Here is a 24,266-nt window from a genome sequence, read left to right as displayed (position 1 = left end):
CGGGCGCTGCGGGTGTTCGCCGCTGGCGTCGGAGGCGCACAATGCAGCCGTGGCGAGTCAGACCGTGGTCGGCAAAGTCGGGACCGTGTGCAGCGGGATCCGCGGTGGCGATCTTCCCGGTGAGGTCCGGGTGGTGGTGGACGGGATCGCGCACTACTACCTCGGGTACGCCCCGACGGCCCTGGCAGCCGGCACGGAGGTCCTCGTCGTCAACAACCGTGGCGCGCGTCAGGTCGACGTCGAGTCATGGCCGCTTGTGCCGCGGGCGGCTCCGCCCGGGGCATCCTAGAAGGGCTCTGACGTGTTCGGTTACCGGGTGCCCGCTCCCAACGAGGCGCTTCTGATCAGTGGTCGGAAGCAGCGTGGGACGGACGCGTTGCCGTTCAAGATTGTCACCGGGCACGGGGTCTTCGTCCCGCCCGTCATCTCCAAGGCCACCCGCCTCACCCTGGCCATGCAGGAGGCCGAGGTGATCGAGGACTGCTACACCAAGCAGGGCCTGACCCTCGCCGTGCAGGCCGTCATCGCGTTCAAGGTCGGCGACGACCACGAGTCCATCGCCGCCGCGGCCCGCCGCTTCCAGGGCGACCAGACGCAGATGCCCACGCTGGTCGGCCGGATCTTCAGCGGCCACCTGCGCAGCATCATCGGCAGCATGACGGTCGAGGCGATCATCCGCGAGCAGCAGACCCTCGCCGACGCGATCGTCGACGCCAGCAAGACCGAGATGGCACGGATCGGCCTGGCCGTCGACTCCCTGCAGATCAGCAGCATCGACGACAAGGGCGCCGGCTACATCAGCGCACTCGCCGCGCCGCACCAGGCGAAGGTGAACCAGGACGCCGCGATCGCCCAGGCCGCGGCCGACCAGGCGAGCGCGATGGCTCAGCAGGAGAGCGCCCGTTTCCAGGCCGAGTACGCGAGGCAGACGGCCATCGCCCGGGCCCAGTACCAGGCGGAGATCGACCAGGCCCAGCAGACCGCCGCGCAGGCCGGTCCGCTGGCCGCCGCCCGGGCCCAGCAGGACGTGCTGGTGGAACGGTCGCTCGTGGCGCAGAAGAATGCCGAGCTGCGCCAGGCCGAGCTCATCGCCGAGGTCGTCCGCCCCGCCGAGGCCGAGGCGGAGCGGATCCGGACGCTGGCCCGGGCGCAGGCCGACGCCACCAAGCTGTCCGCGGAGGCGGCCGCAGCGCAGGACCGGATCGCCCTGGACCAGATGGTCATTCAGCAGCTGCCCGAGCTCCTCAAAGCCGCGGCGCAGGGCCTGCAGGGAGCCAACGTCACCGTGCTCGACGGCGCCGAAGGGCTCAACAGCGTCGTGGCTTCGCTGGCGGCCCAGGGCACCGCGATGCTCGAGACGATCCGCGCGGGTCTGCGAACCGCCCCGGCCGGCACGGACGTCGCGGCGCTCAACGGCAACCGGGCCGAGACCCACCCGGTCGCCTGAGACCGTCCCGTCGACCGACAGGCCCGCCGCACCGCCGACCGGTGTGGCGGGCCGCCCCTCGGAAACACGACCGGAACGGGGCAGCGGAAGCTTCGATCACTGTCTAGGATCGGCCGCTCCCGCACCTTCCAAGGAGGACATCCGTGACCGTCGACTCCCGGTCCAGCGTGGGACCGCTGGGCTACTGGGCAGGCTGCTACCGCAAGTACGCCACCTTCAGCGGCCGGGCGCGCCGCGCCGAGTACTGGTGGTACACCCTCTTCAACGCCGTCATCTACCTCGCGCTCATCGCGATCGGCTTCCTGCTCGGGAATTCCGACGGCGGCAACGTCGCCCTCGGCATCCTGGTCGCGGTGTTCATCCTCGTCGTGTTCCTGCCCACCCTGGCGGTCACCAGCCGGCGGCTGCACGACGCCGGGCTGAGCGGCTGGTGGCAGCTCCTCGGCATCATCCCGCTCGGCGGCTTCGCCGTGCTCATCATGACGCTGCTGGACAGCAACGACGGCCCCAACAAGTACGGCCCCGAACCGCTCTGAGCCGTCCGGCGGTCATGCCGCCGATTGCCTAGGCTGCGGGTGCGGGCGACGACGAGGAGGTTCGGCATGCGGCGACTCCTGGCGGTCGCGGTCGCCGGCACCCTGGCCCTCGCGGCCGGCTGCGACAGCGAATCGCCGGACCGCCCCGCCCCACGACCGACGGCAACCTCGGCCGGCCAGGGCCCGGGCGGGTCGGCGACCGCGGCCGGCGGGTTCGAGCTCAGCCGGACCGTCGACGCCGCCGGGGACAGACTGGCGCTGACGGTCGGGCCGTTGGTGCGGTCGGGCGACGTCGTCGTGCTGAGTGTGCGTACGCGGGTGGAGCAGATCGCGCGGGGCCGAGGGTCCACCGTGGTGAGCCGGCATTTCTCCGGTGACCAGTCGCTGTCGTTCGCCGGTGGGCGGCTGGTGGACGAGCGGGCGCGGCGGGTTCACCTCGTTGCCGAGTCGGCGGGCGGGGACTGTGTTTGCAGCGGGTCGGTGCGGGCCGGCGCCGGGGACACCACGACGTTGCAGGCGGCCTTCGGCGGGGTTACCGCCCCCGTGGACCGGTTGTCGGTGATGCTTCCGTACGCGGGGGTGTTCGCCGACGTGCCGGTGGTCGACGGTCCCGTGCCTCCGCCCGCGGAGGGCGAGGACGCGCTGGACCTGACGGGTGCCACGTCGCGGGTCGCGGGGCTGAGCGCGTACACCGATCGGCTGGATGTCGGGCTGCGCACCCGGCGTACCCCCGATCGGGTTGATCTTGATCTGGACACCGATGTGCTGTTCCGGGTCGACAGTGCCCGCCTCACGCCCGCCGCGGCGACGACGGTGGCCGCGGCCGTCGCCGACATCGCGGCCGCGGGTGGCGGGCCGTTGACGATCACCGGGCACACCGACGACACCGGCGGCACCGCCCACAATCAGCGCCTGTCGCGGCAGCGGGCCGAGGCGGTCGCGGCGGCGTTGCGCGGGCGGCTTCCGGATCGGCAGTGGCCGAAAAAGGTCGCCGCGAAGGGTGAGACCCAGCCGGTCGCGCCGAACGACTCCGCCGCCGGCCGCGCCCGGAACCGCCGCGTGACCGTGAGCTTCCGCGCGACCGACAAAGCCGGCGAAAAGCCCACCGACAAAGCCGGGCAGGAGCCCGCCGGGAAAGCGAAGCAGGTCCCGCTCCCCCGGACGAAGGGCGCCCAGGGCACCGCCCGCGACGGCGTCCAGGTCACCCTCCCGCTGCACCGCGGCACGGTCCGTTTCACGCCGGGATCAGCGACGGTACGCGGCAGTTTCCTGCAGCTCGATCTCGTGGCCCGCAACACCGGCACCGACGACGCGACGATCCTCGACTACCTGGGCCAGGGCGTGTTCACCGCCCGCGACGAGTTCGACCCGTACGCCCCGTACGGCGCCTCGGGGGTGCGGATGATCTCGGAGGACACGATGGCGTACCCGGTGGACTACGAGCTAGCGGCGGGCGACCATCGGTGTCTGTGCGACCGGCTGCTGAACCAGGCCATCCCGCCGGGCAGCTCCCGGCTGCTGGCGCTGTGGTTCCCCGCGCCGGCGCCCGGTACGACGAGCGTGACGGTCGACGTGCCGGACAGGTTCCGGATCACGGGTGTTCCCGTGCAGTCGTGACTCAGCGTCCTCGAGGGGCCGCGCCGACCCGGCCGGCATCAGCGCAGCGAGCCAGCCGCCGCCGGCCGTACGGGCCGCGCAGAGCGACCTCCCAAACGCTCAGCGGGAGTACTTGTCCACGTACTCCGTGACGCGGGCCAGGTTGAAGCGCGCGCTGTCCTGTGCCCGCTCCTCCCACGCGAAAACGCAGACGGTCGCTATTCCATCGAAACCGATCTCTGCGAGCGTCCGGAAGAGCAGGTCCCAGTCGACCTCGCCCTGTCCGATGTCGAGGTGCTGGTGGATGCGGGCGGCCGAGCCGGGCGGGTTGACGATGTAGCGCAGGCCCGACGAGCCGCGGTGGTCGAACGAGTCGGCGATGTGCACCTGGGTGAGCAGCGGGCCGGCGTGGCGCATGATGCCGGCCAGGTCGCCGCCCTGGTGGAACGTGTGCGGCGCGCAGTACAGGAACGACACCCGGTCGGAGTTGATGCCGCGGACCAGGTCGACGCCCGCGATCCCCTCCTCGACGAAGTCGTCCGGGTGCGGTTCGAGGACCAGGCGTACGCCCTCGCGCTCGAAGATCGGCAGCAGTTCCTCCATCGAGCGCCAGAACTGGGCCTCGCTGGCGGCCGCCACCTCGGGCCGCCCGTTGAATTCGGAGTTCATCACGTCGACGCCGAGGTCCACGGTGATCTGGATCGCGCGTTTCCAATAGCGGACCGCGGCCTGCCGTTCGTCCTCGTCCGGGCCGGACCACCTGTAGAGCGGCAGCACCGACGCGACCTCGACACCGGCGGCGGCCAGCTCGCGCTTGAACGCGGCGACCGTACCGTCGTCCACGCGCGGGTGCAGGAAGAACGGCAGGAAGTCGTCGCGCGGCGAGAGCTCGAGGTACCGGTAGCCGAGGTCGGCGACCAGACCGGGCAGCTCGAGCAGCGGGACCTTGCGCAGCATGTACGGATCGAGCGCGATCTTCACGCCGCCACCCCCGTGTACAGCTCGGGGCGCGGCATGAGCACGACGTCGACGCGCTCGCCGCCGCGCAGCGCCACCACGCCCGCGTCGGAGACCACCGCGGCCGCGTATCCGTCCCAGGCGCTGGGCCCGGCCGGGTGGCCGCCGCCGGCGATCGAGTCGACCCATTCCTGCAGCTCCACGTCGTACGCGCGGAGGAACCGCTCGCGCCAGTCCGCCGGGACCGGGCTGACGAGCTGCTGGGAGGCGCGCAACGTCACCGGGCTCAGCTCACCCAGCGCCGCCGTGCCGTCCTCGCCGACCACCTCGCCGCGGATGTCGTACCCGTAGCGGATGTTGACCGAGATCTCCACGTCGACGATCGCGCCGCTCGCCATCTCCAGGACGAGGATGAGCGGGTCCTGCAGCTCTCCCCCGTTGCGGCTGCGGCGCGGGACGAGCACCCGGGTCGCCGCGATCTCCTCGCCGAACATCCAGCGCACCATGTCGATCTCGTGCACCGCGGTGTCGGTGATCGCCATCTCCTTCTCGTAGTGCGACGGGACCGAGGCGTTGCGGTGGGCGCAGTGCATCATCAGCGGGGCGCCGATCCGGCCGCTGTCCACCACCGCCTTCAGCGCGCGGTACGCCTCGTCGTACCGTCGCATGTAACCGACCTGGACCAGCCGGCTGCCGTGCGCGACCTCGGCCTCGACGATGCGCCGGCAGGCCTCCTCCGTGGTGGCCAGGGGCTTCTCGCAGAAGACGGGCTTGCCCGCGGCGATCGAGGCGAGCACGTACTGCTCGTGGGTGGGTCCCCAGGAGCAGACCACGACCGCGTCGACGCCCGGGTCGGCGATGAGTTCCTCGCCGGTGCCGTGCACGACCGCGCCGGGCAGCCCGTCCGCGACCTGCTTGGCGGCCTCGGCGTCCACGTCGGTGACCGCGGTGACCTCGACGCCGGCCAGCACCGTGGTCATCCGCCGGATGTGGTCGCGACCGATCATGCCGGTGCCGATCACTCCGACCCTGAGCATCATCGCCCCAATTCGTGGGAGAGCTCGGCCAGCTCGTCCCCGCCGGCCATCTGCCCGGTCAGCTCGTCGAGCGTGACGTCCTTGCGGTTCTTGTCCAGCACGGTGCCGCCGAGCTTCAGGATGACGAAGTGGTCGCCGACCAGGTACGCGTGGTGCGGGTTGTGGGTGATGAAGACGACGCCCAGCCCGGCGTCGCGGGCTGCGGCGACGTACTTGAGCACCACGCCGGACTGCTTGACGCCCAGCGCGGCGGTCGGCTCGTCGAGGATGAGCACGCGGGCGCCGAAGTAGACGGCGCGGGCGATCGCGACGCACTGCCGCTGGCCGCCGGAGAGGGTGCCGATGGGCTGGTTGATGTCCTTGACGACGATGCCCATCTTGCGCAGCTCCTCGTCGGCGATGCGCTTCATGTCCCGGACCTTGAGCGGGGCGAGCGGGAACCGGCCGCCGCTGAGCTCGGAGCCGAGGAAGAAGTTGCGCCACACCTCCATGAGCGGCACGACGGCGAGGTCCTGGTAGACGGTCGCGATGCCGTGGTCGAGCGCCTCCCGGGGCGACGAGAACGTGACTTTGGTGCCGTCGACGGTCAGCGTGCCCTCGTTGTGCGGGTGCAGGCCACTCATGATCTTGATGAGCGTGGACTTGCCGGCGCCGTTGTCGCCCAGGACGCAGGTGACCTCGCCGGCGTTGACGCGCAGGTTGACGTCGCGCAGCGCGCGGATGGCGCCGTACGACTTGCCCACCCCGGCCATCTCGATGAGCGGCTCGCCCCGGTGCAGCCCGCTGTCGGCGTGGTCCGCGAGGGTGTCGGTCATGGCTCAGCCCACCTTCCGGGCGGTCGACATCCGCTTGATGTAGAGGTTCACCAGGACCGCGAGCAGCAGCATGATGCCGAGGAACGCCTTGAACCAGTTGGGGTCCCAGCCGGCGTAGACGATGCCGAGGCTGGTCATGCCGAAGATGAACGCGCCGATCGCGACGCCGATCGCGTTGCCGAAGCCGCCGGTGAGCAGCGTGCCGCCGACGACCGCGGCGATGATGTAGAGGAACTCGTTGCCGACGCCGTTGCCGGCCTGCAGCGTGTTGAACCGGTACAGGGTGTGCATGCCGATGAACCAGCCGAGGAACGACACGGTCATGAACAGCCCGATCTTCGTCCGCACGACCGGCACGCCGACCGCGCGGGCGCTGTCGGGGGCGCCGCCGACGGCGAAGAACCAGTTCCCGATGCGGGTCCGCTGCAGGATCCAGGCGGCCAGCGCGACGAAGAGGACCCACCAGAGCACCGTGATCCACACGGTGACGGAGCCGATCTTGAAGCTGGACGCGAAGATCTTGTTCAGCGACCCGAACCCGTCGATCCGGCTGATGTCGGTGCTGGACACCGAGCCGGTGACCAGCTTGGTGACGCCCAGGTTCGCGCCCTGCAGCACGAAGAACGTCCCGAGGGTGATCAGGAAGCTCGGGATCCCGGTCTTCATCACCAGGTAGCCGTTGACGAAGCCGACGAACAGGCAGAACGCCAGCGACAGCAGCGCGCCGACCCAGAGGTTGACGCCGAAGTACCAGCAGAACATCGAGTTGACCAGGCCGGCGCTGGTGGTGATGACGCCCGCCGACAGGTCGAACTCACCGCCGATCATCAGCATGCCGACGCCGACGGCGACGATGCCGATGGTGGACGACTGGTAGAGCACGGTGAAGAACGACTCGGCGGAGCGGAACGCCGGCGCGGCCGCCATGAAGAAGACGAAGATGAGGATCGCTGCGACCAGCGCGCCCACCTCGGGGCGGGCCAGCAGCCGGTTGGACAGGCCGAGGGTGACCCGGTTGGACGAATCCGACGGCGCCGGTCTCGGCGGCGCCGCCTGCACGCTGTGGCTCATGACTGCACTCCGATCGATGGGGGAGCGAGCGGGAGGCCGCCGGTGGTCCGCGGCCTCCCGGGCGCCGGTCAGCGGGTGTTGTTCTTGGTGAAGGGCAGGATCTTGTCGATGTTGCTCTTGTCCACGAACGACGGGCCGGTGAGCACGGCCTTGCCGCCGCCGATGTCGTTGCCGTTCTTCAGGTACAGGTAGAGCGAGGTGACGGCCATGTAGCCCTGGACGTACGGCTGCTGGTCGATGGAGAACTCGATCTTGCCGTCCTGGATGTCCTGGGCGGCCTCCTGGTTGAGGTCGAAGGTGATCAGCTTGGCCTTGCTGCCGGCCGCGCCGATCGCCTTGATCGCGTCGATGGCCTGCGGCGCTCCGAGCGTGACGATGTAGTCGATCGACTTGTCCTGCGAGAGCTTCGCCTGCAGCGTGGACGTGACCGAGGCGTCGTCGGAGCCGTTCACCTGGATGTTCTCCGTACCGGCGACCGCGCTCTTGACGCCGGCGCAACGGGCCTCCAGCGCGACCGAGCCGGCCTGCTGGATGACGCACAGGGGGTGCTTGCCGCCGGCCTGCGCGATGCGCTGGCCCGCCGTCTGCCCGGCGAGGGTCTCGTCGGAGCCGAAGTACATCAGGGCGCCGAGCTGCTTGTACTGGTCGATGCCGGAGTTGAGGCCGACCACGGGGATCTTCGCGTCGGTGGCCGCCTTGACCGAGCCTGCGAGCGCGTTCGGGGTGACCAGCGTGGTGGCGATGCCGCTGACCTTCGAGTCGACCGCGTTCTGGATCAGCACGGCCTGCTTCGAGGCGTCCGGGTCGTTGGAGTACTTGAGCGTGACACCGGTGTCCTTGGCCGCCTGCTGCGCGCCGGCCTTGATCTTGTCCCAGAACGTGTCGCCGGGGGTCTCGTGGGTGATGAAGGCGACCGTGTACCCGGAGCTGCCGGCCGCGTTGCCGCCGCCGCTGCTGGTGTCGTCGGTCTTCTCCTTGCCGCCGCCGCTGCACGCGGTGACCCCCAGGGCCACCACCGCCGCCAGCGCGACCAGGCGTACGCCCCGCGATCGACTCGTCGTCATGAGGTTTCTCCTCCAGGGTTGCTGAGAACGGATTGCAGATAGGCCCGCGTACGCGTCGCGATGGGCAGCGGCTTGTCGAAGTCGACCGGGTACATGTCCTGCTCGACCACGACGAACAGCTCGGCGTCGAGCTCGCCGAGCGCCTCGACGACCGACGGGACGTCCGGCAGGCCGGCGGGCGGTTCCACGCTGGCGCCCTGGGCCACGGCCCGCCCGAACGGCAGGTCCTCGGCCACCGCCTTCGCCGCGATGACCGGGTCCATCTGCTTGATGTGGACGTACCCGATGCGGTCGGGGAAATGGCGGATGATCGCCGGGACGTCGGCGCCGCGGTACGCCAGGTGCCCGGTGTCGAGGCAGAGCGAGACGTACCGCGGGTCGGTGTCGGTCAGGAAGCGCTCGGTCTGCTCCTGCGTCTCCACCTGGTAATCGGCGTGCGGGTGGAAGCGCATCCTGAGGCCGTACTCCTCGGCGAGGATGCGGCCGAGGGTGTTGCTGTTGTCCACCAGCGCCCGCCAGCCGTCGGCGTCGAGCTGGGCCGGCTCGCGGTAGGCGCCGGTCTCGTCGTCGCGGTAGCCGGGCACCGGGACGAAGATGAGGCTCTCCGCGCCGAGCGCCTGGGTGAGCTCCGCGACCTTGCGGGTCTCGGCGACCACGGTGTCGAAGTTCCGGTGCGGGCCGCCGACGCCGGCGACGGTGCCGCCGGCACAGGTCAGGTCGCGCCGGTCGAGCTCGTCGCGCAGCCGCGCGGGGTCGGTCGGCAGATATCCGTACGGTCCCAGCTCGAGCCACCGGTAGCCGGCCGCGGCGAGCTCGTCGAGGAACCGGTCCCACGGCGTCTGCCTCGGGTCGTCGGCGAACCAGACGCCCCACGAGTCGGGACAGCTGCCCAGCTGCAGGTGGCGGATCCGGGAGGTCATGCGCGCTCCTCAGCTCGCGGTCGGGAAGTGCAGGGAGGCGCCGTGGGCCGCCTCGACGTGCGGCCACCGGGCGGTGACGACCTTGCCGCGGGTGTAGAACGAGACGCCCTCGGGGCCGTGGACGTGCTTGTCGCCGAAGAGCGAGTCCTTCCAGCCGCCGAAGGAGTAGTACGCCATCGGCACCGGGATGGGCACGTTGATCCCGATCATCCCGACGTTCACCCCCCGCTGGAACCGGCGGGCCGCCTCACCGCTGCTGGTGAAGATGGCCGTGCCGTTGCCGTACGGGTTGGCGTTGATCAGCTCGATCGCGGCGTCGACGCTGTCGGAGCGCACCACGGACAGCACCGGGCCGAAGATCTCCTCGGTGTACACGTCCATGTCCGTGCCGACCTGGTCGATGACGGTCGGGCCGACGAAGAATCCGTCCTCGTGCCCGGGCACCTTCAGGCCACGGCCGTCGACCAGCACCTTCGCGCCCTGCTGCTCGCCCGTACCGATCAGGCCCTCGATGCGTTCCTTGGCCGCGGCCGTGACCACCGGCCCCATCTCGCTCCTCGGATCGCGGCCGGGGCCGACGACCACGTCGGCGGCCTTGCGGGCCAGGATGTCCATCAGCGGGTCGCCGGCGCCGCCGACCGCCACGGCGGCCGAGATCGCCATGCACCGCTCCCCCGCCGACCCGAATGCCGCCGCGCTCAGGTGGTCGGCGGCGAACTCCAGGTCGGCGTCGGGCAGGATGATCGCGTGGTTCTTCGCGCCGCCGAGCGCCTGCACCCGCTTGCCGGTGGCGGTGGCCCTGCCGTGGATGTACCGGGCGATCGGCGTCGACCCGACGAAGGAGACGGCGGCGATGTCGGGGTGGTCGAGGATCGCGTCGACCGCCACCTTGTCGCCGTGCACCACATTGAACACGCCGTCCGGCAGCCCGGCCCGGCGCCACAGGTCGGCGACGAAGTTCGACGCGGACGGATCGCGCTCGCTGGGCTTGAGGACGAACGTGTTGCCGCAGGCGATGGCGACCGGGTGCATCCACATCGGCACCATCACCGGGAAGTTGAACGGGGTGATGCCGGCGACCACGCCCAGCGGCTCGCGGAAGCTGAACACGTCCACGCCGGTCGACGCCTGGTCGGAATACTCGCCCTTGAGCAGCTGCGGGATGCCGCAGGCGAACTCGACGACCTCGAGCCCGCGCTGCACCTCGCCGGCCGCGTCCGACAGCACCTTGCCGTGCTCGTCGGAGACGATCTCGGCGAGCTCCTTGACGTGCGCGTTCACCAGCTCGCGAAAGTTGAACATGATCTTCGTACGCTTGCTGAGCGACGCCTGGCTCCACTCGGCGAAGGCGGTCTTCGCGGCGGCCACGGCGGCATCCACGTCGGCCTTCTCGGCGAGCACCACCTCGTGCTGCTGCCGGCCGGTCGCGGGGTTGTAGACCGGCGCGCGGCGGGTTCCGGTCCCGCCGGTGGTGGTGCCGCCGATCCAGTGTTCGATGGTTGTCACGTCAGGCCTCTCTACAGGTGGTCACGCTGGGCGCGCTTCGCGGCTTCGTAGGCGGTCCGCGCCGCCCGGGTGCTCTCCAGCTCCGACACCTCGGAGACCGGCACGTCCCACCAGGACTCCGAGGACGGGACCGGCGAGAGCGGGTCGGTCTCGATGTGCACGACGGTGAGCCGGTCGGCGTCACGGGCCTGCTTGAGGCCCTCGGTCAGGTCGGCGATCGTGCGGCAGCGGATGACGGCCGCGCCGAGGCTCTCGGCGTTCGCGGCCAGGTCGACGGGGAGGTAGCCGCCGTCGTAGTCGTCGTCCCCGCCGCGGTAGCGGTAGCTGGTGCCGAACCGCTGGGAGCCGAGCGACTCCGACAGCGCGCCGATCGACGCGAAGCCGTGGTTCTGCACCAGGACGATGACCAGCTTCAGGCCGTCGGCCACGGCGGTGACGATCTCCTGCGCCATCATCAGGTACGAGCCGTCGCCGACGAGCGCGTACACCTCGCGGCTGGGATCGGCCATCTTGATGCCGAGCGCGCCGGCGATCTCGAAGCCCATGCAGGAGTAGCCGTACTCGACGTGGTACTGCTTCGGGTCCCGGGCGCGCCACAGCAGTTGCAGGTCGCCGGGCATGCTGCCGGCCGCCTGCACCACCACGTCGCGCTCGCCGCAAGCGTCGTTGACGGCGCCGATGACCTCGCTCTGCGCGGGCAGCGGCCCGTGCCCCAGGTGGTACGCCTCCTCCACGCGCCCCTGCCACGCGGCCACGTCGCCGGCGTAGTCGAGGTCGAAACGCACGCCGTCCAGCGCCCCGGTCAGCGCGGCGAGCCCGGCGCGCGCGTCGGCCACGAGCGCGGTCGCGGCCTTCTTGTACGCGTCGAACGCGGCCACGTTGAGGTTGACGAACCGTACGTCCGGGTTAGCGAAGGCGGTGTGCGACGCGGTGGTGAAGTCGCTGTAGCGGGTGCCGACGCCGATGATCACGTCGGCCTCGCGGGCGAGCCGGTTCGCGACCGGGGTGCCGGTGGAGCCGACGCCGCCCACGGAGTTCGGGTGGTCCCAGCCGACCGCGCCCTTCCCGGCGTGCGTGTCGGCCACCGGGATGCCGGTGGCCCGGGCGAACGCGTCGAGCTCGGCCGAGGCCTCCGAGTAGATCGCCCCGCCGCCCGCTACGATCAGCGGCCGCCGCGCGGTGCGGATCACCTCGGCCGCGCGGGCCACAGCGGCCGGCTCCGGCGCCGGACGGGCCACGTGCCAGACCCGCCGCTCGAACAGCTCGTCCGGGAAGTCGTACGCCTCGGCCTGCACGTCCTGCGGCAGGCACAGCGTGACCGCGCCGGTCTCGGCCGGGTCGAACAGCACCCGCATCGCCGCCAGCAGCGCCGGCGGGAGCTGCTCGGGACGCCAGATGCGGTCGAAGAAGCGCGACAGGGGGCGGAAGGCGTCGTTGACGCTGACGTCGTACGAGCGCGGGTCCTCGAGCTCCTGCAGCACCGGCGGCGCGACCCGGGTGGCGAAGACGTCGCTGGGCAGCAGCAGCACGGGCAGGCGGTTGACGGTGGCCAGCGCGGCGCCGGTGAGCATGTTCGTCGAGCCGGGGCCGATCGAGGCGGTGCACGCCATCGCGGACAGCCGGTTCTTCATCTTGGCGTAGCCGGCCGCCGCGTGCACCATGGCCTGCTCGTTACGGGCCAGGTGGTACGGCATGTCCGCCTCGCCGGTGCGCTGGGCCTGCAGCAGCGCCTGCCCGATCCCGGCGACGTTGCCGTGCCCGAAGATGCCGAACGTCCCCGCGATCGCCCGCTGCTCGACGCCGTCGCGCTCGGTCCACTGGCTGGCCAGGAACCGGACGACGGCCTGGGCGACGGTGAGCCTCACGATCGTCTCCTCTCGGTGGTGGAGGTCAGGGGCAGCCTGGGGTCCATCGCCTGGCCGTCCCACGAGCCGCGCACCCAGGCGTGCACCGGGTCGTCGGAGAAGAGCCACTTGCGCGGCCCCGCCCCGGCCATGACGTTGAGGTAGTACAGGTCGTAGCCCGGTGCGGCCATCGACGGGCCGTGCCAGCCGTACGGGATGAGCACCACGTCGCCGCTGCGCACCTCGGCGCACACGTCGATGTCACGGCCTGGGTGGCCGTACACCCGCTGGTACGCCGAACCGGCCGTCCCCGACGGTGAACCGGCGACCTCGAAGTAGTAGATCTCCTCGAGCGCGGTCTCTGCCTCGCCCGCCTCGTCGTGCTTGTGCGGCGGGTACGACGACCAGTTGCCGCCCGGCGTCAGCACCTCCACGGCGATCAGCCGGTCCGCCTCGAACGACTCCGGGGTGCAGAAGTTGTTGACCTGACGGCTGGCCTGCCCCGCGCCCCGCAGCTCGACGGGCACCGCGTCGGCCGGCCCGTACCGGAACGGCAGCCGCTTCGTCGTGCGCGCCGACGGCAGCGCGAACCGGCCGCCGTTGCCCGCGCGGATCGTCACGGCCGAACCGGCCGGCAGGTACGCGAAGTCGGTGACCCGGGAGAACACCGATCGCCGCCCGGTCAGCGTGACCCGCTCGTCGTCGCAGGTCACGTCGCACCCGCCGGACAGCGGCAGGACGATCATCTCCTCGTCGCCGGTGACGAAGCTGACCCGGGAGCCGATCGTCATGTCGAGCACGCGCAGCCCGCTGAACCCCCAGCCCGCGCGCTCGGGAGTGACAACCAGGTCGAACGGCTTCTCCGCGGCCTCACCGCGGCGCAGCAGGTGGCTCACAGCAGGCTCACCGCCCGGTCCACCGCGCCGGCCACGTCCCCGCTGGGCGGGTAGAGCAGGCTGCGACCGATCACCAGGCCCTGCACGGTGGGCAGGGCCAGGGCCTTGCCCCAGCGGGCGTACGCGGCGTCGGCGTCGGTGGACACCTCGCCGCCGAGGATCAGCGCGGGCAGCGTGGTCGCTGCCATGACCCGCTCCATGTCGTCGACGACGGGCACCTTCAGCCACGTGTACGCCGACGTCGGGCCCAGCCCGGCGGCCACGGTCATCGCCCGTACCATCGCCTCGGCGCTGAGCTCGTTGCGGACCCGACCGTCGACGCGGTGCGAGATGAACGGCTCGACCATCGCGATCAGCCGCCGCTGCGCCAGCTCCCCGACGGCGTGCGCGCAGCCCTGCAGGGTGTTCGCGGTGCCCGGGTCGGCCGGGTCGATGCGCAGCAGCATCTTGCCGCCCTCGAACCCGCTCGTGGCGATCCCGGCGGCGTCGTACGCGGTGAACCGGTCGTCGATCTCGAAGCTGGTGCCGGCGAGCCCGCCGCGGTTCATCGACCCGATGACCACCTTGTCGTCGAGCACGCCGAGCAGCAGCAGGTCCTCGAGGATGTCCGGGGTGCCGAGCACGCCGTTGACGCCCGGCCGGGCCAGCGCGGTGCAGATCCGCTCCAGCAGGTCGGCCCGGTGGCCCATGGCGAGCGGGTCGGCGCCGGCGCGCAGGGCGCCGCGGGCCGGGTGGTCGGCCGCGATCATCATGAGCCGGCCGTGCTCGCCGCGCCAGGACGGCGGCCGGCGGCGCCGTTTCGCGGCCGAGGCGATCGCGTACGGCCGGTCGACGCGCGCGGCGACGATCCCGTGGACGTCACGCACGGCTGCCTCCGGCGACGAGCAGCTCGCCCACCTCGGCCGCGGTCGGCATGGCGTCGGCGCAGGCCAGCCGCGACGCCACGATCGCGCCCGCGGCGTTGCAGAAGCGCATGACGGTCTCCAGGTCCCAGCCGGCGAGCAGGCCGTGGCACAGCGCGCCGCCGAAGGCGTCCCCGGCGCCCAGGCCGTTGACCACGTCGACGGGTATCGGCGGCGCCTGCACCTCCTCGCCGGCCCGCGACGCGAGCACCCCCTCCGGCCCCTGTTTGATGACGGCCAGCTCGATGCCGAGGTCGTGCAGGGCGTTCGCGGCGGCGCGCGGCTCGCGGACCCCGACGGCCGTGAAGCACTCGTCGAGGTTGCCCACCGCGACCGTCGCGTACGGCAGCGCCTCCTGCACCCACCGCCGCGCCTCCTCGCGCGACTCCCAGAACATCGGCCGGTAGTCGAGGTCGAGCACGGTGATGCCGGAGCGGCCGCGGGCGCGCAGCGCCGCCAGGGTCGCCGAGCGGGACGGCTCCTGGCACAGGCCCGTGCCGGTCGCCCAGAAGACGTCGGCGGCGCGGACCGCGTCCAGGTCCACCTCGGACTCGTGGATCTCGAGGTCGGGCGCCTTCGGGAAGCGGTAGAAGTACAGCGGGAAGTCGTCGGGCGGGAAGATCTCGCAGAACGTGACGGGCGTGGGCAGCGCGGGCACGGCCGTGACATACCGGTCGTCGACCCCGAAGGCGCGCAGCGCGTCGTGGATGTACGCCCCGAACGGGTCGTCGCCGGTGCGGGTGATGACCGCGCTGCGCCGGCCGTACCGCGCGGCAGCGACGGCGACGTTGGTGGGGCTGCCCCCGAGGAACTTCTCGAAGGTGCGGACCTCGCGCAGCGACACGCCGATCTGTTGTGGATACAGGTCGACGCCGATACGTCCCATGGTCAGTACCTCGTCTGCGGGCATGCTTCCCCCTTGCGGGAACGGATGGAGCGCGCGGCGGGCGACGGGAGGAACAGGGGCGTACGACGACGCCCGATGCCGTGCTGGTTACGGCGCGGTGGGAGACGGTGGGGCCGGAGGGCTCTCAGGCCCGGCGGGGGGTGTCTCGGCTGGTTTCGATGTAATAACGTGAGTGCTTCCACGTCAATACTTTGTCCTGACAAACTAAAAAACCGGAGGGGGTCCTGTGGCATCCGATCTCTCGCCGCCGCGCAGCCCGGTCCGCCCCGTCGAGGTCGACCGCAGCAGCCCGGTGCCGCTGTACTTCCAGGTCGCGAGCCGCCTGCAGGAGCTCATCGAGGCCGGTGAGATCGGCGTCGGCGCCCGCATCGAGAACGAGGTGGACCTCGCGGAGCGCCTCGGCGTCTCCCGCCCCACGACCCGCCGCGCGATCCAGTACCTGGTCGAGCGCGGCATGCTGGTGCGCAAGCGCGGCGTCGGCACCCAGGTCGTGCACCCCAAGGTCCGCCGCCCGGTCGAGCTGTCCAGCCTGTACGACGACCTCGTCACCGCCGACCGCAAGCCACGCACCGAGGTCCTGCAGCTCAAGGTGATCCCGGCGCCGGCGGAGGTCGCCGAGGCCCTCGAGCTCTCCCCCGGCACCGAGGTCACCTGGATCGAACGCCTGCGCTACGCCGGCGGCGAACCCCTCGCGCTGATGCACAACGCGATCCCGCTCGGCCTCATCCACCTGGAGGCGGACGACCTGGCCCGGCACGGCCTCTACGAGCTGCTGCGCCGCGCCGGCTACCAGCCCCGCATAGCGACCCAGGTGATCGGCGCCCGCTCGGCGAACGCGGCCGAGGCCCGCACCCTGCAGGAGAAGCGCGGCGCGTCGCTGCTGACGATGACGCGTACGGCCTGGGACGTCAGCGGGCGGGCGCTCGAATACGGCTCGCACGTGTACCGCGCGAGCCGCTACAGCTTCGAGCTCAACCTCTCGGCGGGCTGACCTTCCCTCACCGGGCCGCCCTGAACCTCAGGTGCAGCACCCCGTCGCCCTGGACCATCACGTGCGGCCCGTCGAGCCGGTGCTGCCCCTCGATGCTGCCGAAGTAGCGCTTGCCCGAGCCGAACACCACGGGCGCCACGTCGACCGCCACCTCGTCGACGAGGCCGGCCGCGAGGATCTGGCCGCCCACCTCGCCCGCGTTCACGGCGACGACCCGGTCCCCGGCCAGCTCCTGAGCCTTCCCGATCGCCGCGCGCACATCGCCGGCGAAGTGGCCTCTCCGCGGACGCCTCGCGCCCGGTGGAATGGTCACGACTCGCCCACGCGGCGGGCTACTTCGACCAGGCCCACTTCAGCCGGGAGTTCAAGGACGATCGGCACCCACCGTGGAACTGCTCCAACCCCCGCGCGGTGTGCCGGACCAGATCGAGCCCGCGCGGCAACGCCTCGACGAGGCATCCCCGCAGCTCGTCCTCCACCATCCGCAGCGCGTCGGCGGCCAACGTCTCACCGGCACGTTGCCGTATCCGGTCCGGGAACCGCTGCCCGACGGCGTCGGCCGGGACCCAACGGTCACGCAGCTCGCTCGCGGGCACGCCGACGAACGGCGCCATGCCCCACGGCTTGAAGTGGACGCCGACCAGCCGTACGGGCGTCGGGTACTCGAAGAGGAAGCGCCGCGTCCACACGCCCATGAACCAGGCACCGGTGAGCACCGCCGGTGGCACCGAAGGATCCGAGTCCCACAGCCGTACGGGGCCGCCCAGGTTCACGAACAGGTGCGCCGACGGCATCGGCGGGACGTTCATCCGGCGATGCCGCGGCGTCCCGTACAGGCAGTAGACGTCGTCGATGAACCGGTCGAGCGGCGGGGCGGGCAGGTGGGAGACGTATCGCATGGACGGTCCTAGCGCATGAAGCGCTCCCGGCGTACCGTCGGGCGCCGGCCGCGGATGGTGCTGCGCTGCATCGCCGCGATGACCATGTCGGCGGCCGGCTCGGGCACCTCCACCAGCGAGAACCGGTCGGTGATCTGGATCGCGCCGATGTCGCGGGCGCTCAGGCCCGACTCACCGGCGATCGCCCCCACCAGGTCCTGCGGTCGCAGCCCGGCCCGCCGGCCGATGCCGAAGAACAGCCGGGCCACCCCCGCGTCCGAGCCCCGGGCGCCCGGGCGCCGCTCGCGTCCGCCGCCGGGCCGGGCGTCACGGCTCTGCGCGTTGCGTGCCGACGGGGCCGCGGGCGTGGGGATGTCGTCCTCGTCGACGTCGCCGCCGGCCGCCTCGTGCAGCAGCTTCACGGCGGCCAGCGCGATGTTCTCCACGTCGAACTCGTCGGCGAGCGAGTCCAGGACCACCCGGAACCGCTCCAGGTCGTCGGTCTCCAGGCTCGCCTGCAGCGCCGTACGCGTCTTCTCCAGCCGCCGGGCCCGCAGGTCCGTGACCGTGGGCAGCTTCTCGAGGGTGATGCGCTGCCCGGTGAGCCGCTCGATGGCCTTGAGCATCCGCTGCTCGCGCGGCTCGGCGAGAGTGATCGCGGAGCCCTCCCGCCCGGCGCGGCCCACCCGGCCGATCCGGTGCACGTACGCCTCCGGCGCGGCCGGCACGTTGAAGTTGATCACGTGGGTCAGCTGCTCCACGTCGAGCCCGCGGGCGGCCACGTCGGTCGCCACCAGCAGCTCGGTGCTGCCGCCGCGCAGCCGGCCCATGACCCGGTCCCGCTGGTCCTGGCTCATGCCGCCGTGCAGCGCCTCCGCCCGGTACCCGCGCCCGTTCAGCGCCTCGGTGACCTGGTCGACCTCCTCGCGCGTCCGGCAGAAGACGATCGCCGCCGTCGGCATCTCGACGTCGAGGATCCGCCCCAGCGCGGCGGACCGGTGCGCCTTGGCGACCATGTACGCGCTCTGCCGGACCAGCGGCATCTCCCCCGCCGCCGGGGCCTCCCGCCCCATCGTGATCCGGACCGGCTCCCGCAGGTGACGCCGCGCGATACCGTCGATCCGGGGCGGCATCGTGGCGGAGAACAGCACGGTCTGCCGGCTCTGCGGCGTCTCGGCGAGGATCGCCTCGATGTCCTCGGCGAACCCCATGTCGAGCATCTCGTCGGCCTCGTCGAGCACGACCGTACGCACATCGCCCAGCCGCAGCGTCTCCCGCTCGATGTGGTCGAGCACCCGCCCCGGCGTCCCCACGACCACGTCCACGCCCCGCTGCAACGCCTGCAGCTGGCGTCCGATGGGCTGGCCGCCGTACACGGGCAGCACCCGGACGCCCAGCTCCCGGCCGTACCGGTGGACCGCCTGGGAAACCTGCTCGGCCAGCTCCCGGGTCGGCACCAGGACCAGCGCGGCCGGCCCGCCGTCGCGGCCCTCGGTGGTCAGCGCCTGCAGCAGCGGCAGCGCGAAGGCGGCGGTCTTGCCGGTGCCGGTCGCGGCCTGCCCCACGAGGTCGTTGCCGGCGACCAGCGGAGGGATCGCCTCCTGCTGGATCGGGGTCGGCTCTTCGTAGCCGAGGGCGGTCAACGCACGGAGCAGCTCCGCCCGCAACCCCAGCCCGGCGAAACCCGCCTCGGCCTCGAACGGATCGTCTTCCATACCGACAACCTTAAAAGAGCCGCCGGACCCGCCGACCGCAGGGCAGGCAGCGGGCCCGCCGTACACCGCGCCGCCGGTGCGGCGGGATCGGACGTCATCGGGGGCGTGGTTGATCGTTTGGTCCTCCATGAGGAAGAAATGGGCCCTGATGGCGATCGCCTCGCTGTTCGTCTCGCCGGCGCCCGGTCTTGCCGCTCCCGAGCGCGTCGACACAGCGGACACGGCGGCGCGCCTGGACCGGCTGGAGCTGCGGATCACCGGTGACCGCGCCGAGCTGCGGGCCTCCGAGCTGCTCAGCTACCACCGGGTCGCGGGCGGTGTGGTGGCGTGCATGCGGGCCGCCGGCAAGCCGATCCGTACGCCGCCGTTCGTGAGCCGTTACGACGGGTTCACCGACGCCGATCTGGGCTTCGGGGCGGGCCGCGGGTCCGTCTTCGACTCGATCACCGACCGCGGCCGGCGCGCGATCCTCAACGAGCTCGCCGCCGCCCGGGCCGCCCGCGCCGGGACTCTGCAGGAGCCGTGGGGACCGGTCCGGCCGGCCGACGTGGCGGCCCTCAACCGGTGCACGGCGCCGTACCAGCACCGGACCTACCCCGATTTCGAGCCGCCGGACGGCGTGTACCGGCTGTCCGGGCTGCCCGGGCTGCTCGGCCCGATCGAACGCGATCCCGCGGTGGTCGCCGCGATGAAGCCGTACCGGGCCTGCATGAAGGTCCGCTTCGGCTACGACGTCACCGAGCGCACCGACTTCCTCTACACGCCGCGCATCTCGTACCGCGACGCTCCCGTCGACGGGCGTCCGCCGAACGCGGCGTGGACGCGGGGCATCAGGCAGATCCACGCCGCCTTCGACGCCGACGCGAGCTGCCGGCTGCCCGCGTACCGGCTCGCCATGCGCATGCTGGCTCCCCGGATCGGCCCGTGGAAACGGCAACACCGCGAGGAGCTCGACACCGTACGCGCCGCCTGGAAGCAGCGGGTCGCGGAGGCACATGATCTGCCGCAATCGATTCCCTGACACGCGAACGTTCGGCCGGCGGCACCGACCGCACGGCTCTGGCGACGGAACGGCGAGAAGACGAGGCTGACGGGCATGGAGATGGCAGAGCGTACGGCCAGGAGCGCACGGGTCGCCGCGGTGTTCGACGGGGTCGCGGACGTCTACGACCAGGTGGGGGTGCCGTGGTTCACGCCCATCGCACAGCAGCTCGTCCGCCTCGCCGCACCCGCGCCGGGTGAGCGGGTCCTCGACGTCGGATGCGGGCGGGGCGCCGCCACCATCCCGCTGGCGGAGGCGGTCGGCGCGGACGGGCACGTCACCGGCATCGACCTGTCCGCCGGGATGGTCGCGGCGTGCCGCGCCGACCTCGCCCGGCTCGGCCTGCGGAACGTCGACCTCCAGGTCATGGACGCCTCGGCGCCGTCGCTGCCGGGCGGCTACGACCTGGTGGTGTCGTCGCTGGTCGTGTTCTTCCTGCCCGATCCGCCGGCCGCCCTGGCCGCCTGGCGGGACCTGCTCGTCGCGCCGGGCGGCCGGCTCGCGATCTCGACGTTCGGGTCCCGGGATCCGGTGTGGGACGCGGTCGACGCGACGTTCCGGCCGTACCTGCCGGCCGGGATGCTCGACGCCCGCACGACCGGCGCCGCCGGGCCGTTCAGCAGCGACGCGGGCGTCGAGGAGCTGGTGCGCGCCGCGGGCTACGACAACGTGCGCACGGTCCTGTCGGACATCGAGGTGACCTTCGCCGACGGCGCCGAGTGGCACGCGTTCAGCCGCTCGCACGGCCAGCGGGCGATGTGGGACGCCATCCCGGAGGCCGACCACGACGCCGTCCGGGCCGCCGCGGAGACCCACCTCGACCGCGCCCGCGGCGCCGACGGCCGGATCCACCTGCGGCAGCAGGTGCGCTGCACCCTGGCTATGGCGGCCTGACCTCGCGCGTCGTCACCGCAGGTAGGAGACGAGCCGCTCGGCCAGCTCGCCCGGATGGCTCAGGGCGACCGCGTGACCGCCGTCGATCTCGTCCGGGACGACGCCGAGCCGCTCGGCGGCGACCCGGCGCAGGAACTCCGACGGGAAGAACCGGTCGTCGCGGCCGATGAGCACCCGCGTCGGCACGTCCGGCCAGGCGTCCAGCGGCCACGGCTCGTCACCCTCGGCGCTGACCTGCTCCCGGGTGTGCGCCCCCGCCTCCGCGACGATCGTGGCCGGCACCCCGTTGAAGAACTGCTCCTCCTCGCTGAGCCCTTCCGCAACGGGGTAGCCGGTCTCGCGCCACCAGTCGCCGGGCTTCTCCCCCGGCCTCGGAATCATCGGAGCGAGCAGGACGAGCAGCCGCACCGGCAGCGCCGCCGCCACCAGCGGCGCGGTGAACCCACCGTAGGAGTGCCCGACGACGACGAGGTCCCGCCGGTCGCCGACCGCGCCGACCGCGCCGACCGCGCCGACCACCGTGTCCCGGAACGCGGCCAGCCCCGCGGCCGGGTCCCCGATCGGCAGCTCGGGCACTACCGCGTCGTGGCCGCGGGCGGTCAGCTCGGGCACCAGCAGATGCCAGTCCCACGCGCTGCCCCCGCCGCCGTGGATGAGCACGAAAGTCGCCATGCCCGTAGCGTCACACAGGGGTACGACGAAACGGCGGCCGGTTTGCTGTCCCAGCAACGCCCGCACGCGTCGCGGGGAACGCCCGGGTCTCCCGCGCCTGCGTGTCAGTGACCTCCGCGCGGCAGGGGACGCGACAGGCGCAGCGTGACCAATGTGGTCGGGATGCCGCTGTCCACGAGCCGGCCGTCGGCGTCGAATGCCTCCGGACCGTCGGTCATGCCGAAGTCGTTGTCGTTGATGAGCACGACCGTACGCGGATCCGGCAGCGCGACGCCTTCGATCTTCTTCGGGGCGCCCTCGACGGTGGTGAGGTCGAGGAGCAGCTGCTTCGGGACGGCCCGGACGCCGGCCGTGGCCGGGTCGGCGAGCTGCTCCAGCGACGGGCTCGTGACCGCGCTGTCGTAGCTGCCGCCCAGGAGGTCGGTGGCGCGGCGCAGGTCGGCGACGTACAGGCGGGCGGCCCGGTCGGTGCGCTCCTCGACGAGGACGGTGTGCGGGCCCAGCCCGACGACCGAGGAGATTTTGAGCTCGCTCGGGTCGTCCTCGCCCGGGTCCACCACGGACACCGGGTCGAAACGGTACGCGTACTCGCCGACGACCCGTGCCGTGCGCGGCGAGAACCGGAGCAGCCGGCTGGTGAGCGACGCCTCGCCGGAGGCCTTGTCGGGCAGCGACAGTGGGCTCTGCAGCGCGATCACGAGGTCGCCGCCGGGCAGCAGGCCGAGGCCCTCGAAACCACGGTTGACCTTGCGCTCGGCGTAGACGGCGGGGAGCGCCTCGATGACGGGGTAGCCGGTGCCGGTCAGGTTCAGCCCGTGCGGCACGTACCGGGCCAGGACCCGGCCGGCCGCGGAGACGTGCAGCAGCGACGGGCCGTACTCGTCGGCCAGCCAGAACGTGCCGTCGTGCGCGCGTACGAGGCCCTCGGTGTCCACACCGTCCGGGTTCAGCGGCAGCGGGGCGGACGCGTCGAAGGTGTACGGCTGCTCGTCGTGCGGCAGCTGGTTGGGCAGCCCGGTCACCGGGGCGCCGGACCGGGTGGTGATCGGGATGCTCGCCAGGACCCGCAGCTCGCCGTGCTCCGCGCGTACCTTGACGATCATCGGGTCGAACCCGGGCGTGGGGAACGTCCGGCGCTTGTCCTTCCCGACCTTGATCTGGCCGTTCGGGCCGCGGTCGGTGACCGTCCAGTACTCGCCGGGCCGCCCGGCGGGGAAGATGTCGCTGCCGATCCCGCCGAGGTCGATCCCGCGGTCGCCGGCCACGCCGAAGGCGGCGAGCGGGATCGCCGGCAGGGTGGCCGTGCTGGTCACGGCGGCGGAGAACGCCACGTCATGAGCGGTCGCGGGCGCCGCGACGGCCGCGGTGAGGGCGAACGCCGGGGCGCAGGCGGCGACGGCGCGCGCCAGGGAGATGCGGATTGCCATGCTCCGGGACGCTGCACGGCAGCGGTGAACACCGCCGCTCCGCCAGGTGAACCCCCGGCGGTCCGTACCCGAAAGATCGTCGCCGCGGCAGCGTTCCCCTTCCGGTGGACCCGTCGCGGCGTTCATCCATCCGTGTCATGGCGCGGCGTTCCGGTACGCCGTTATGGTCGGGCGCTGTTTCCCGACGCCCCACCGAAGGACGAATGCGCGTGACTTTGAGGATCCCGTTCCACCGCACCGCCACAGTGGCCGTCGCCGCGCTCATCGGTCTGGCCGGAGCCGTCGCCTCGGCCTCCCCCGCGAGTGCGCACACCGGGGAACTCACCGCGACCTCGGAATGCACCGCCACCGAGTGGAAGGCCTCGTGGACGCTGACCACGGCCGCGACCGGCGGCCACGACGGCGTGCTCAGCAACGTCGTGGTCGAGGTCGATTACCCGGTACCCCCACCCGGCCGCAACTACTCCCCGAGGCTGAGCCGGCTCACCGACGGTGCGACGGTCACCGGCGACACCACGGTCGGCGACGAGCTGACGCTGTCCTCAGCGGCTGCCGGGGCCACGCTCTCTCTCACCGTGACGTGGACGGTCGGCGACGACACCCACACCACGACGTTGCACGCCCGGGCCGACGCCCCGACCACCTGTACATGGCCCCCGACGCCCGAACCGTCGAGGTACTCCGCCTCCTCGACCTGTACCACCATGACCTTCAGCCTGGTCAACCCGGCCTCGAACAACCAGGTGGTGGCCCTGCGGCTGACGCCGAGCGAGGGCGCGGAGCGGGTCGTGGTCGCCGAGCCCGGCGAGACCAGGAACGAGACGTTCCCGGCGAAGGCGGGCTTCACGATCGATGTCACGTCCGCCGGCGGTCCGCAGCCTCCCGGTGGTGCGAGGCCGCAAAGGCTTGCGTACGAACAGCCGGAGAACTGCTCCACCGGCGACGGCGGTGCGGCCGGCGGCTCGACGGGTGGCGGCGCGGGCACGGGTGGCGGCGCCGCGACGGGCGGCGCCGACGAGGGTGGCTTGCCGGTGACCGGCGCGGCCGCGGGGACCGTCGCAGGCATCGCGGCCGCACTGCTCCTGATCGGTGGGCTGCTGTTCGCCGTGGCCCGCCGGCGCCGGACGAAGTTCACCGCGTAGCCGGAGA

The 24,266-nt window shown here is 72.1% G+C and carries 24 protein-coding genes; 8 read left to right on the top strand and 16 right to left on the bottom strand.

Features of this window, described 5'->3' with window-relative positions; all coding sequences use genetic code 11:
• The first annotated feature begins 49 nt into the window (after window positions 1–49).
• The 4 genes from IT780_RS00430 (at window position 50) to IT780_RS00415 (ending at window position 3,600) form a co-directional block, all read left to right on the top strand.
• Window positions 50–289 carry an NfeD C-terminal domain-containing protein gene (locus IT780_RS00430; protein WP_199509330.1) on the top strand — a complete coding sequence of 80 codons (240 nt, stop codon included), beginning with the start codon at window positions 50–52 and terminating at the stop codon, window positions 287–289.
• Window positions 290–301: 12 nt separating this feature from the next.
• A complete protein-coding gene (locus IT780_RS00425; RefSeq protein ID WP_199509329.1) occupies window positions 302–1,447 on the top strand; it encodes an SPFH domain-containing protein in 1,146 nt (381 codons plus the stop codon).
• Window positions 1,448–1,590: 143 nt separating this feature from the next.
• A complete protein-coding gene (locus IT780_RS00420) occupies window positions 1,591–1,983 on the top strand; it encodes a DUF805 domain-containing protein (protein WP_307830977.1) in 393 nt (130 codons plus the stop codon).
• Between the two features lie 66 nt (window positions 1,984–2,049).
• Window positions 2,050–3,600 carry an OmpA family protein gene (locus IT780_RS00415; RefSeq protein ID WP_199509328.1) on the top strand — a complete coding sequence of 517 codons (1,551 nt, stop codon included), beginning with the start codon at window positions 2,050–2,052 and terminating at the stop codon, window positions 3,598–3,600.
• A gap of 99 nt (window positions 3,601–3,699) precedes the next feature.
• On the opposite strand, the gene IT780_RS00410 is transcribed toward IT780_RS00415, so the two are convergent.
• From IT780_RS00410 to iolC, 11 genes are all read right to left on the bottom strand, one after another.
• Window positions 3,700–4,560 (bottom strand): sugar phosphate isomerase/epimerase family protein, encoded by an 861-nt coding sequence (locus IT780_RS00410; protein ID WP_199509327.1) that lies wholly within the window; start codon window positions 4,558–4,560, stop codon window positions 3,700–3,702.
• Window positions 4,557–5,576, bottom strand: a complete 1,020-nt coding sequence (locus IT780_RS00405; protein ID WP_199509326.1) for a Gfo/Idh/MocA family oxidoreductase — start codon at window positions 5,574–5,576, stop codon at window positions 4,557–4,559. The genes IT780_RS00410 and IT780_RS00405 overlap by 4 nt, the downstream gene beginning before the upstream one ends.
• Window positions 5,573–6,388: an ATP-binding cassette domain-containing protein gene (locus IT780_RS00400; RefSeq protein WP_199509325.1), complete on the bottom strand. Its 816-nt coding sequence runs from the start codon at window positions 6,386–6,388 to the stop codon at window positions 5,573–5,575. The genes IT780_RS00405 and IT780_RS00400 overlap by 4 nt, the downstream gene beginning before the upstream one ends.
• Window positions 6,389–6,391: 3 nt before the next feature.
• Window positions 6,392–7,459, bottom strand: a complete 1,068-nt coding sequence (locus IT780_RS00395; RefSeq protein ID WP_199509324.1) for an ABC transporter permease — start codon at window positions 7,457–7,459, stop codon at window positions 6,392–6,394.
• A 68-nt stretch (window positions 7,460–7,527) separates the two neighbouring features.
• Window positions 7,528–8,523 carry a sugar ABC transporter substrate-binding protein gene (locus IT780_RS00390; protein WP_199509323.1) on the bottom strand — a complete coding sequence of 332 codons (996 nt, stop codon included), beginning with the start codon at window positions 8,521–8,523 and terminating at the stop codon, window positions 7,528–7,530.
• Entirely contained in the window at window positions 8,520–9,443 is a 924-nt protein-coding gene (locus IT780_RS00385; protein WP_199509322.1) for a TIM barrel protein, read from the bottom strand. The genes IT780_RS00390 and IT780_RS00385 overlap by 4 nt, the downstream gene beginning before the upstream one ends.
• 9 nt (window positions 9,444–9,452) lie before the next feature.
• Window positions 9,453–10,949 carry a CoA-acylating methylmalonate-semialdehyde dehydrogenase gene (locus tag IT780_RS00380; RefSeq protein ID WP_199509321.1) on the bottom strand — a complete coding sequence of 499 codons (1,497 nt, stop codon included), beginning with the start codon at window positions 10,947–10,949 and terminating at the stop codon, window positions 9,453–9,455.
• A gap of 11 nt (window positions 10,950–10,960) precedes the next feature.
• Complete coding sequence (iolD, locus tag IT780_RS00375; RefSeq protein WP_199509320.1) at window positions 10,961–12,814, bottom strand: 3D-(3,5/4)-trihydroxycyclohexane-1,2-dione acylhydrolase (decyclizing); 1,854 nt, start codon at window positions 12,812–12,814, stop codon at window positions 10,961–10,963.
• Window positions 12,811–13,689 (bottom strand): 5-deoxy-glucuronate isomerase, encoded by an 879-nt coding sequence (iolB, locus tag IT780_RS00370; protein WP_199509319.1) that lies wholly within the window; start codon window positions 13,687–13,689, stop codon window positions 12,811–12,813. Before iolB ends, iolD begins: the two co-directional genes overlap by 4 nt.
• Window positions 13,686–14,555, bottom strand: a complete 870-nt coding sequence (locus tag IT780_RS00365; protein WP_199509318.1) for a Cgl0159 family (beta/alpha)8-fold protein — start codon at window positions 14,553–14,555, stop codon at window positions 13,686–13,688. Before IT780_RS00365 ends, iolB begins: the two co-directional genes overlap by 4 nt.
• Window positions 14,548–15,501: a 5-dehydro-2-deoxygluconokinase gene (iolC, locus tag IT780_RS00360; RefSeq protein WP_199509317.1), complete on the bottom strand. Its 954-nt coding sequence runs from the start codon at window positions 15,499–15,501 to the stop codon at window positions 14,548–14,550. Before iolC ends, IT780_RS00365 begins: the two co-directional genes overlap by 8 nt.
• A 223-nt stretch (window positions 15,502–15,724) precedes the next feature.
• On the opposite strand from iolC, the gene IT780_RS00355 reads away from it, so the two are divergent.
• Window positions 15,725–16,489, top strand: coding sequence for a GntR family transcriptional regulator (locus tag IT780_RS00355; RefSeq protein ID WP_199509316.1), 765 nt, complete (start codon window positions 15,725–15,727; stop codon window positions 16,487–16,489).
• Window positions 16,490–16,496: 7 nt separating this feature from the next.
• On the opposite strand, the gene IT780_RS00350 is transcribed toward IT780_RS00355, so the two are convergent.
• The 3 genes from IT780_RS00350 to IT780_RS00340 all read right to left on the bottom strand — a co-directional run bounded on the left by IT780_RS00350 (window position 16,497) and on the right by IT780_RS00340 (window position 19,082).
• Window positions 16,497–16,748: a dihydrofolate reductase family protein gene (locus IT780_RS00350; protein ID WP_372443586.1), complete on the bottom strand. Its 252-nt coding sequence runs from the start codon at window positions 16,746–16,748 to the stop codon at window positions 16,497–16,499.
• A 73-nt stretch (window positions 16,749–16,821) separates the two neighbouring features.
• Entirely contained in the window at window positions 16,822–17,388 is a 567-nt protein-coding gene (locus IT780_RS00345; RefSeq protein WP_199509314.1) for a DUF6597 domain-containing transcriptional factor, read from the bottom strand.
• Between the two features lie 8 nt (window positions 17,389–17,396).
• Complete coding sequence (locus IT780_RS00340; RefSeq protein WP_199509312.1) at window positions 17,397–19,082, bottom strand: DEAD/DEAH box helicase; 1,686 nt, start codon at window positions 19,080–19,082, stop codon at window positions 17,397–17,399.
• 127 nt (window positions 19,083–19,209) lie between these two features.
• On the opposite strand from IT780_RS00340, the gene IT780_RS00335 reads away from it, so the two are divergent.
• Together IT780_RS00335 and IT780_RS00330 are read left to right on the top strand one after the other, a co-directional pair.
• Entirely contained in the window at window positions 19,210–20,103 is an 894-nt protein-coding gene (locus IT780_RS00335) for a hypothetical protein (RefSeq protein ID WP_199509310.1), read from the top strand.
• A gap of 75 nt (window positions 20,104–20,178) precedes the next feature.
• The gene (locus IT780_RS00330) at window positions 20,179–21,018 is read left to right on the top strand and encodes a class I SAM-dependent methyltransferase (RefSeq protein WP_199509308.1); all 840 of its coding nucleotides are present in this window, start codon (window positions 20,179–20,181) and stop codon (window positions 21,016–21,018) included.
• Window positions 21,019–21,030: 12 nt separating this feature from the next.
• Here IT780_RS00330 and IT780_RS00325 read toward each other — a convergent pair whose 3' ends face one another.
• Both IT780_RS00325 and IT780_RS00320 read right to left on the bottom strand, forming a co-directional pair.
• Window positions 21,031–21,690 carry an alpha/beta fold hydrolase gene (locus IT780_RS00325; RefSeq protein WP_199509307.1) on the bottom strand — a complete coding sequence of 220 codons (660 nt, stop codon included), beginning with the start codon at window positions 21,688–21,690 and terminating at the stop codon, window positions 21,031–21,033.
• Window positions 21,691–21,794: 104 nt separating this feature from the next.
• The gene (locus IT780_RS00320) at window positions 21,795–23,117 is read right to left on the bottom strand and encodes an esterase-like activity of phytase family protein (RefSeq protein WP_199509305.1); all 1,323 of its coding nucleotides are present in this window, start codon (window positions 23,115–23,117) and stop codon (window positions 21,795–21,797) included.
• 209 nt (window positions 23,118–23,326) lie between these two features.
• On the opposite strand from IT780_RS00320, the gene IT780_RS00315 reads away from it, so the two are divergent.
• Complete coding sequence (locus IT780_RS00315; RefSeq protein ID WP_199509303.1) at window positions 23,327–24,259, top strand: LPXTG cell wall anchor domain-containing protein; 933 nt, start codon at window positions 23,327–23,329, stop codon at window positions 24,257–24,259.
• The last annotated feature ends 7 nt before the right edge of the window (window positions 24,260–24,266 follow it).

The sequence above is a fragment of the Nucisporomicrobium flavum genome, from assembly GCF_016464385.1.
Taxonomy (GTDB): domain Bacteria; phylum Actinomycetota; class Actinomycetes; order Mycobacteriales; family Micromonosporaceae; genus Actinoplanes; species Actinoplanes flavus_A.
The sequence above is the reverse complement of the archived record's forward strand: the minus strand, read 5'-3'. Positions and strand labels throughout refer to the sequence as shown.

Excerpts from the sequence above, each read along its gene's own strand:
- IT780_RS00320 (WP_199509305.1), bottom strand. The coding sequence starts at position 23,117 with ATGGCAATCCGCATCTCCCTGGCGCGCGCCGTCGCCGCCTGCGCCCCG.
- IT780_RS00390 (WP_199509323.1), bottom strand. The coding sequence starts at position 8,523 with ATGACGACGAGTCGATCGCGGGGCGTACGCCTGGTCGCGCTGGCGGCG.
- IT780_RS00395 (WP_199509324.1), bottom strand. The coding sequence starts at position 7,459 with ATGAGCCACAGCGTGCAGGCGGCGCCGCCGAGACCGGCGCCGTCGGAT.
- iolC (WP_199509317.1), bottom strand. The coding sequence starts at position 15,501 with ATGCCCGCAGACGAGGTACTGACCATGGGACGTATCGGCGTCGACCTG.
- IT780_RS00340 (WP_199509312.1), bottom strand. The coding sequence starts at position 19,082 with ATGGAAGACGATCCGTTCGAGGCCGAGGCGGGTTTCGCCGGGCTGGGG.
- IT780_RS00385 (WP_199509322.1), bottom strand. The coding sequence starts at position 9,443 with ATGACCTCCCGGATCCGCCACCTGCAGCTGGGCAGCTGTCCCGACTCG.
- IT780_RS00325 (WP_199509307.1), bottom strand. The coding sequence starts at position 21,690 with ATGGCGACTTTCGTGCTCATCCACGGCGGCGGGGGCAGCGCGTGGGAC.
- IT780_RS00400 (WP_199509325.1), bottom strand. The coding sequence starts at position 6,388 with ATGACCGACACCCTCGCGGACCACGCCGACAGCGGGCTGCACCGGGGC.
- IT780_RS00330 (WP_199509308.1), top strand. The coding sequence starts at position 20,179 with ATGGAGATGGCAGAGCGTACGGCCAGGAGCGCACGGGTCGCCGCGGTG.
- IT780_RS00415 (WP_199509328.1), top strand. The coding sequence starts at position 2,050 with ATGCGGCGACTCCTGGCGGTCGCGGTCGCCGGCACCCTGGCCCTCGCG.
- IT780_RS00345 (WP_199509314.1), bottom strand. The coding sequence starts at position 17,388 with ATGCGATACGTCTCCCACCTGCCCGCCCCGCCGCTCGACCGGTTCATC.
- IT780_RS00405 (WP_199509326.1), bottom strand. The coding sequence starts at position 5,576 with ATGATGCTCAGGGTCGGAGTGATCGGCACCGGCATGATCGGTCGCGAC.
- IT780_RS00335 (WP_199509310.1), top strand. The coding sequence starts at position 19,210 with ATGAGGAAGAAATGGGCCCTGATGGCGATCGCCTCGCTGTTCGTCTCG.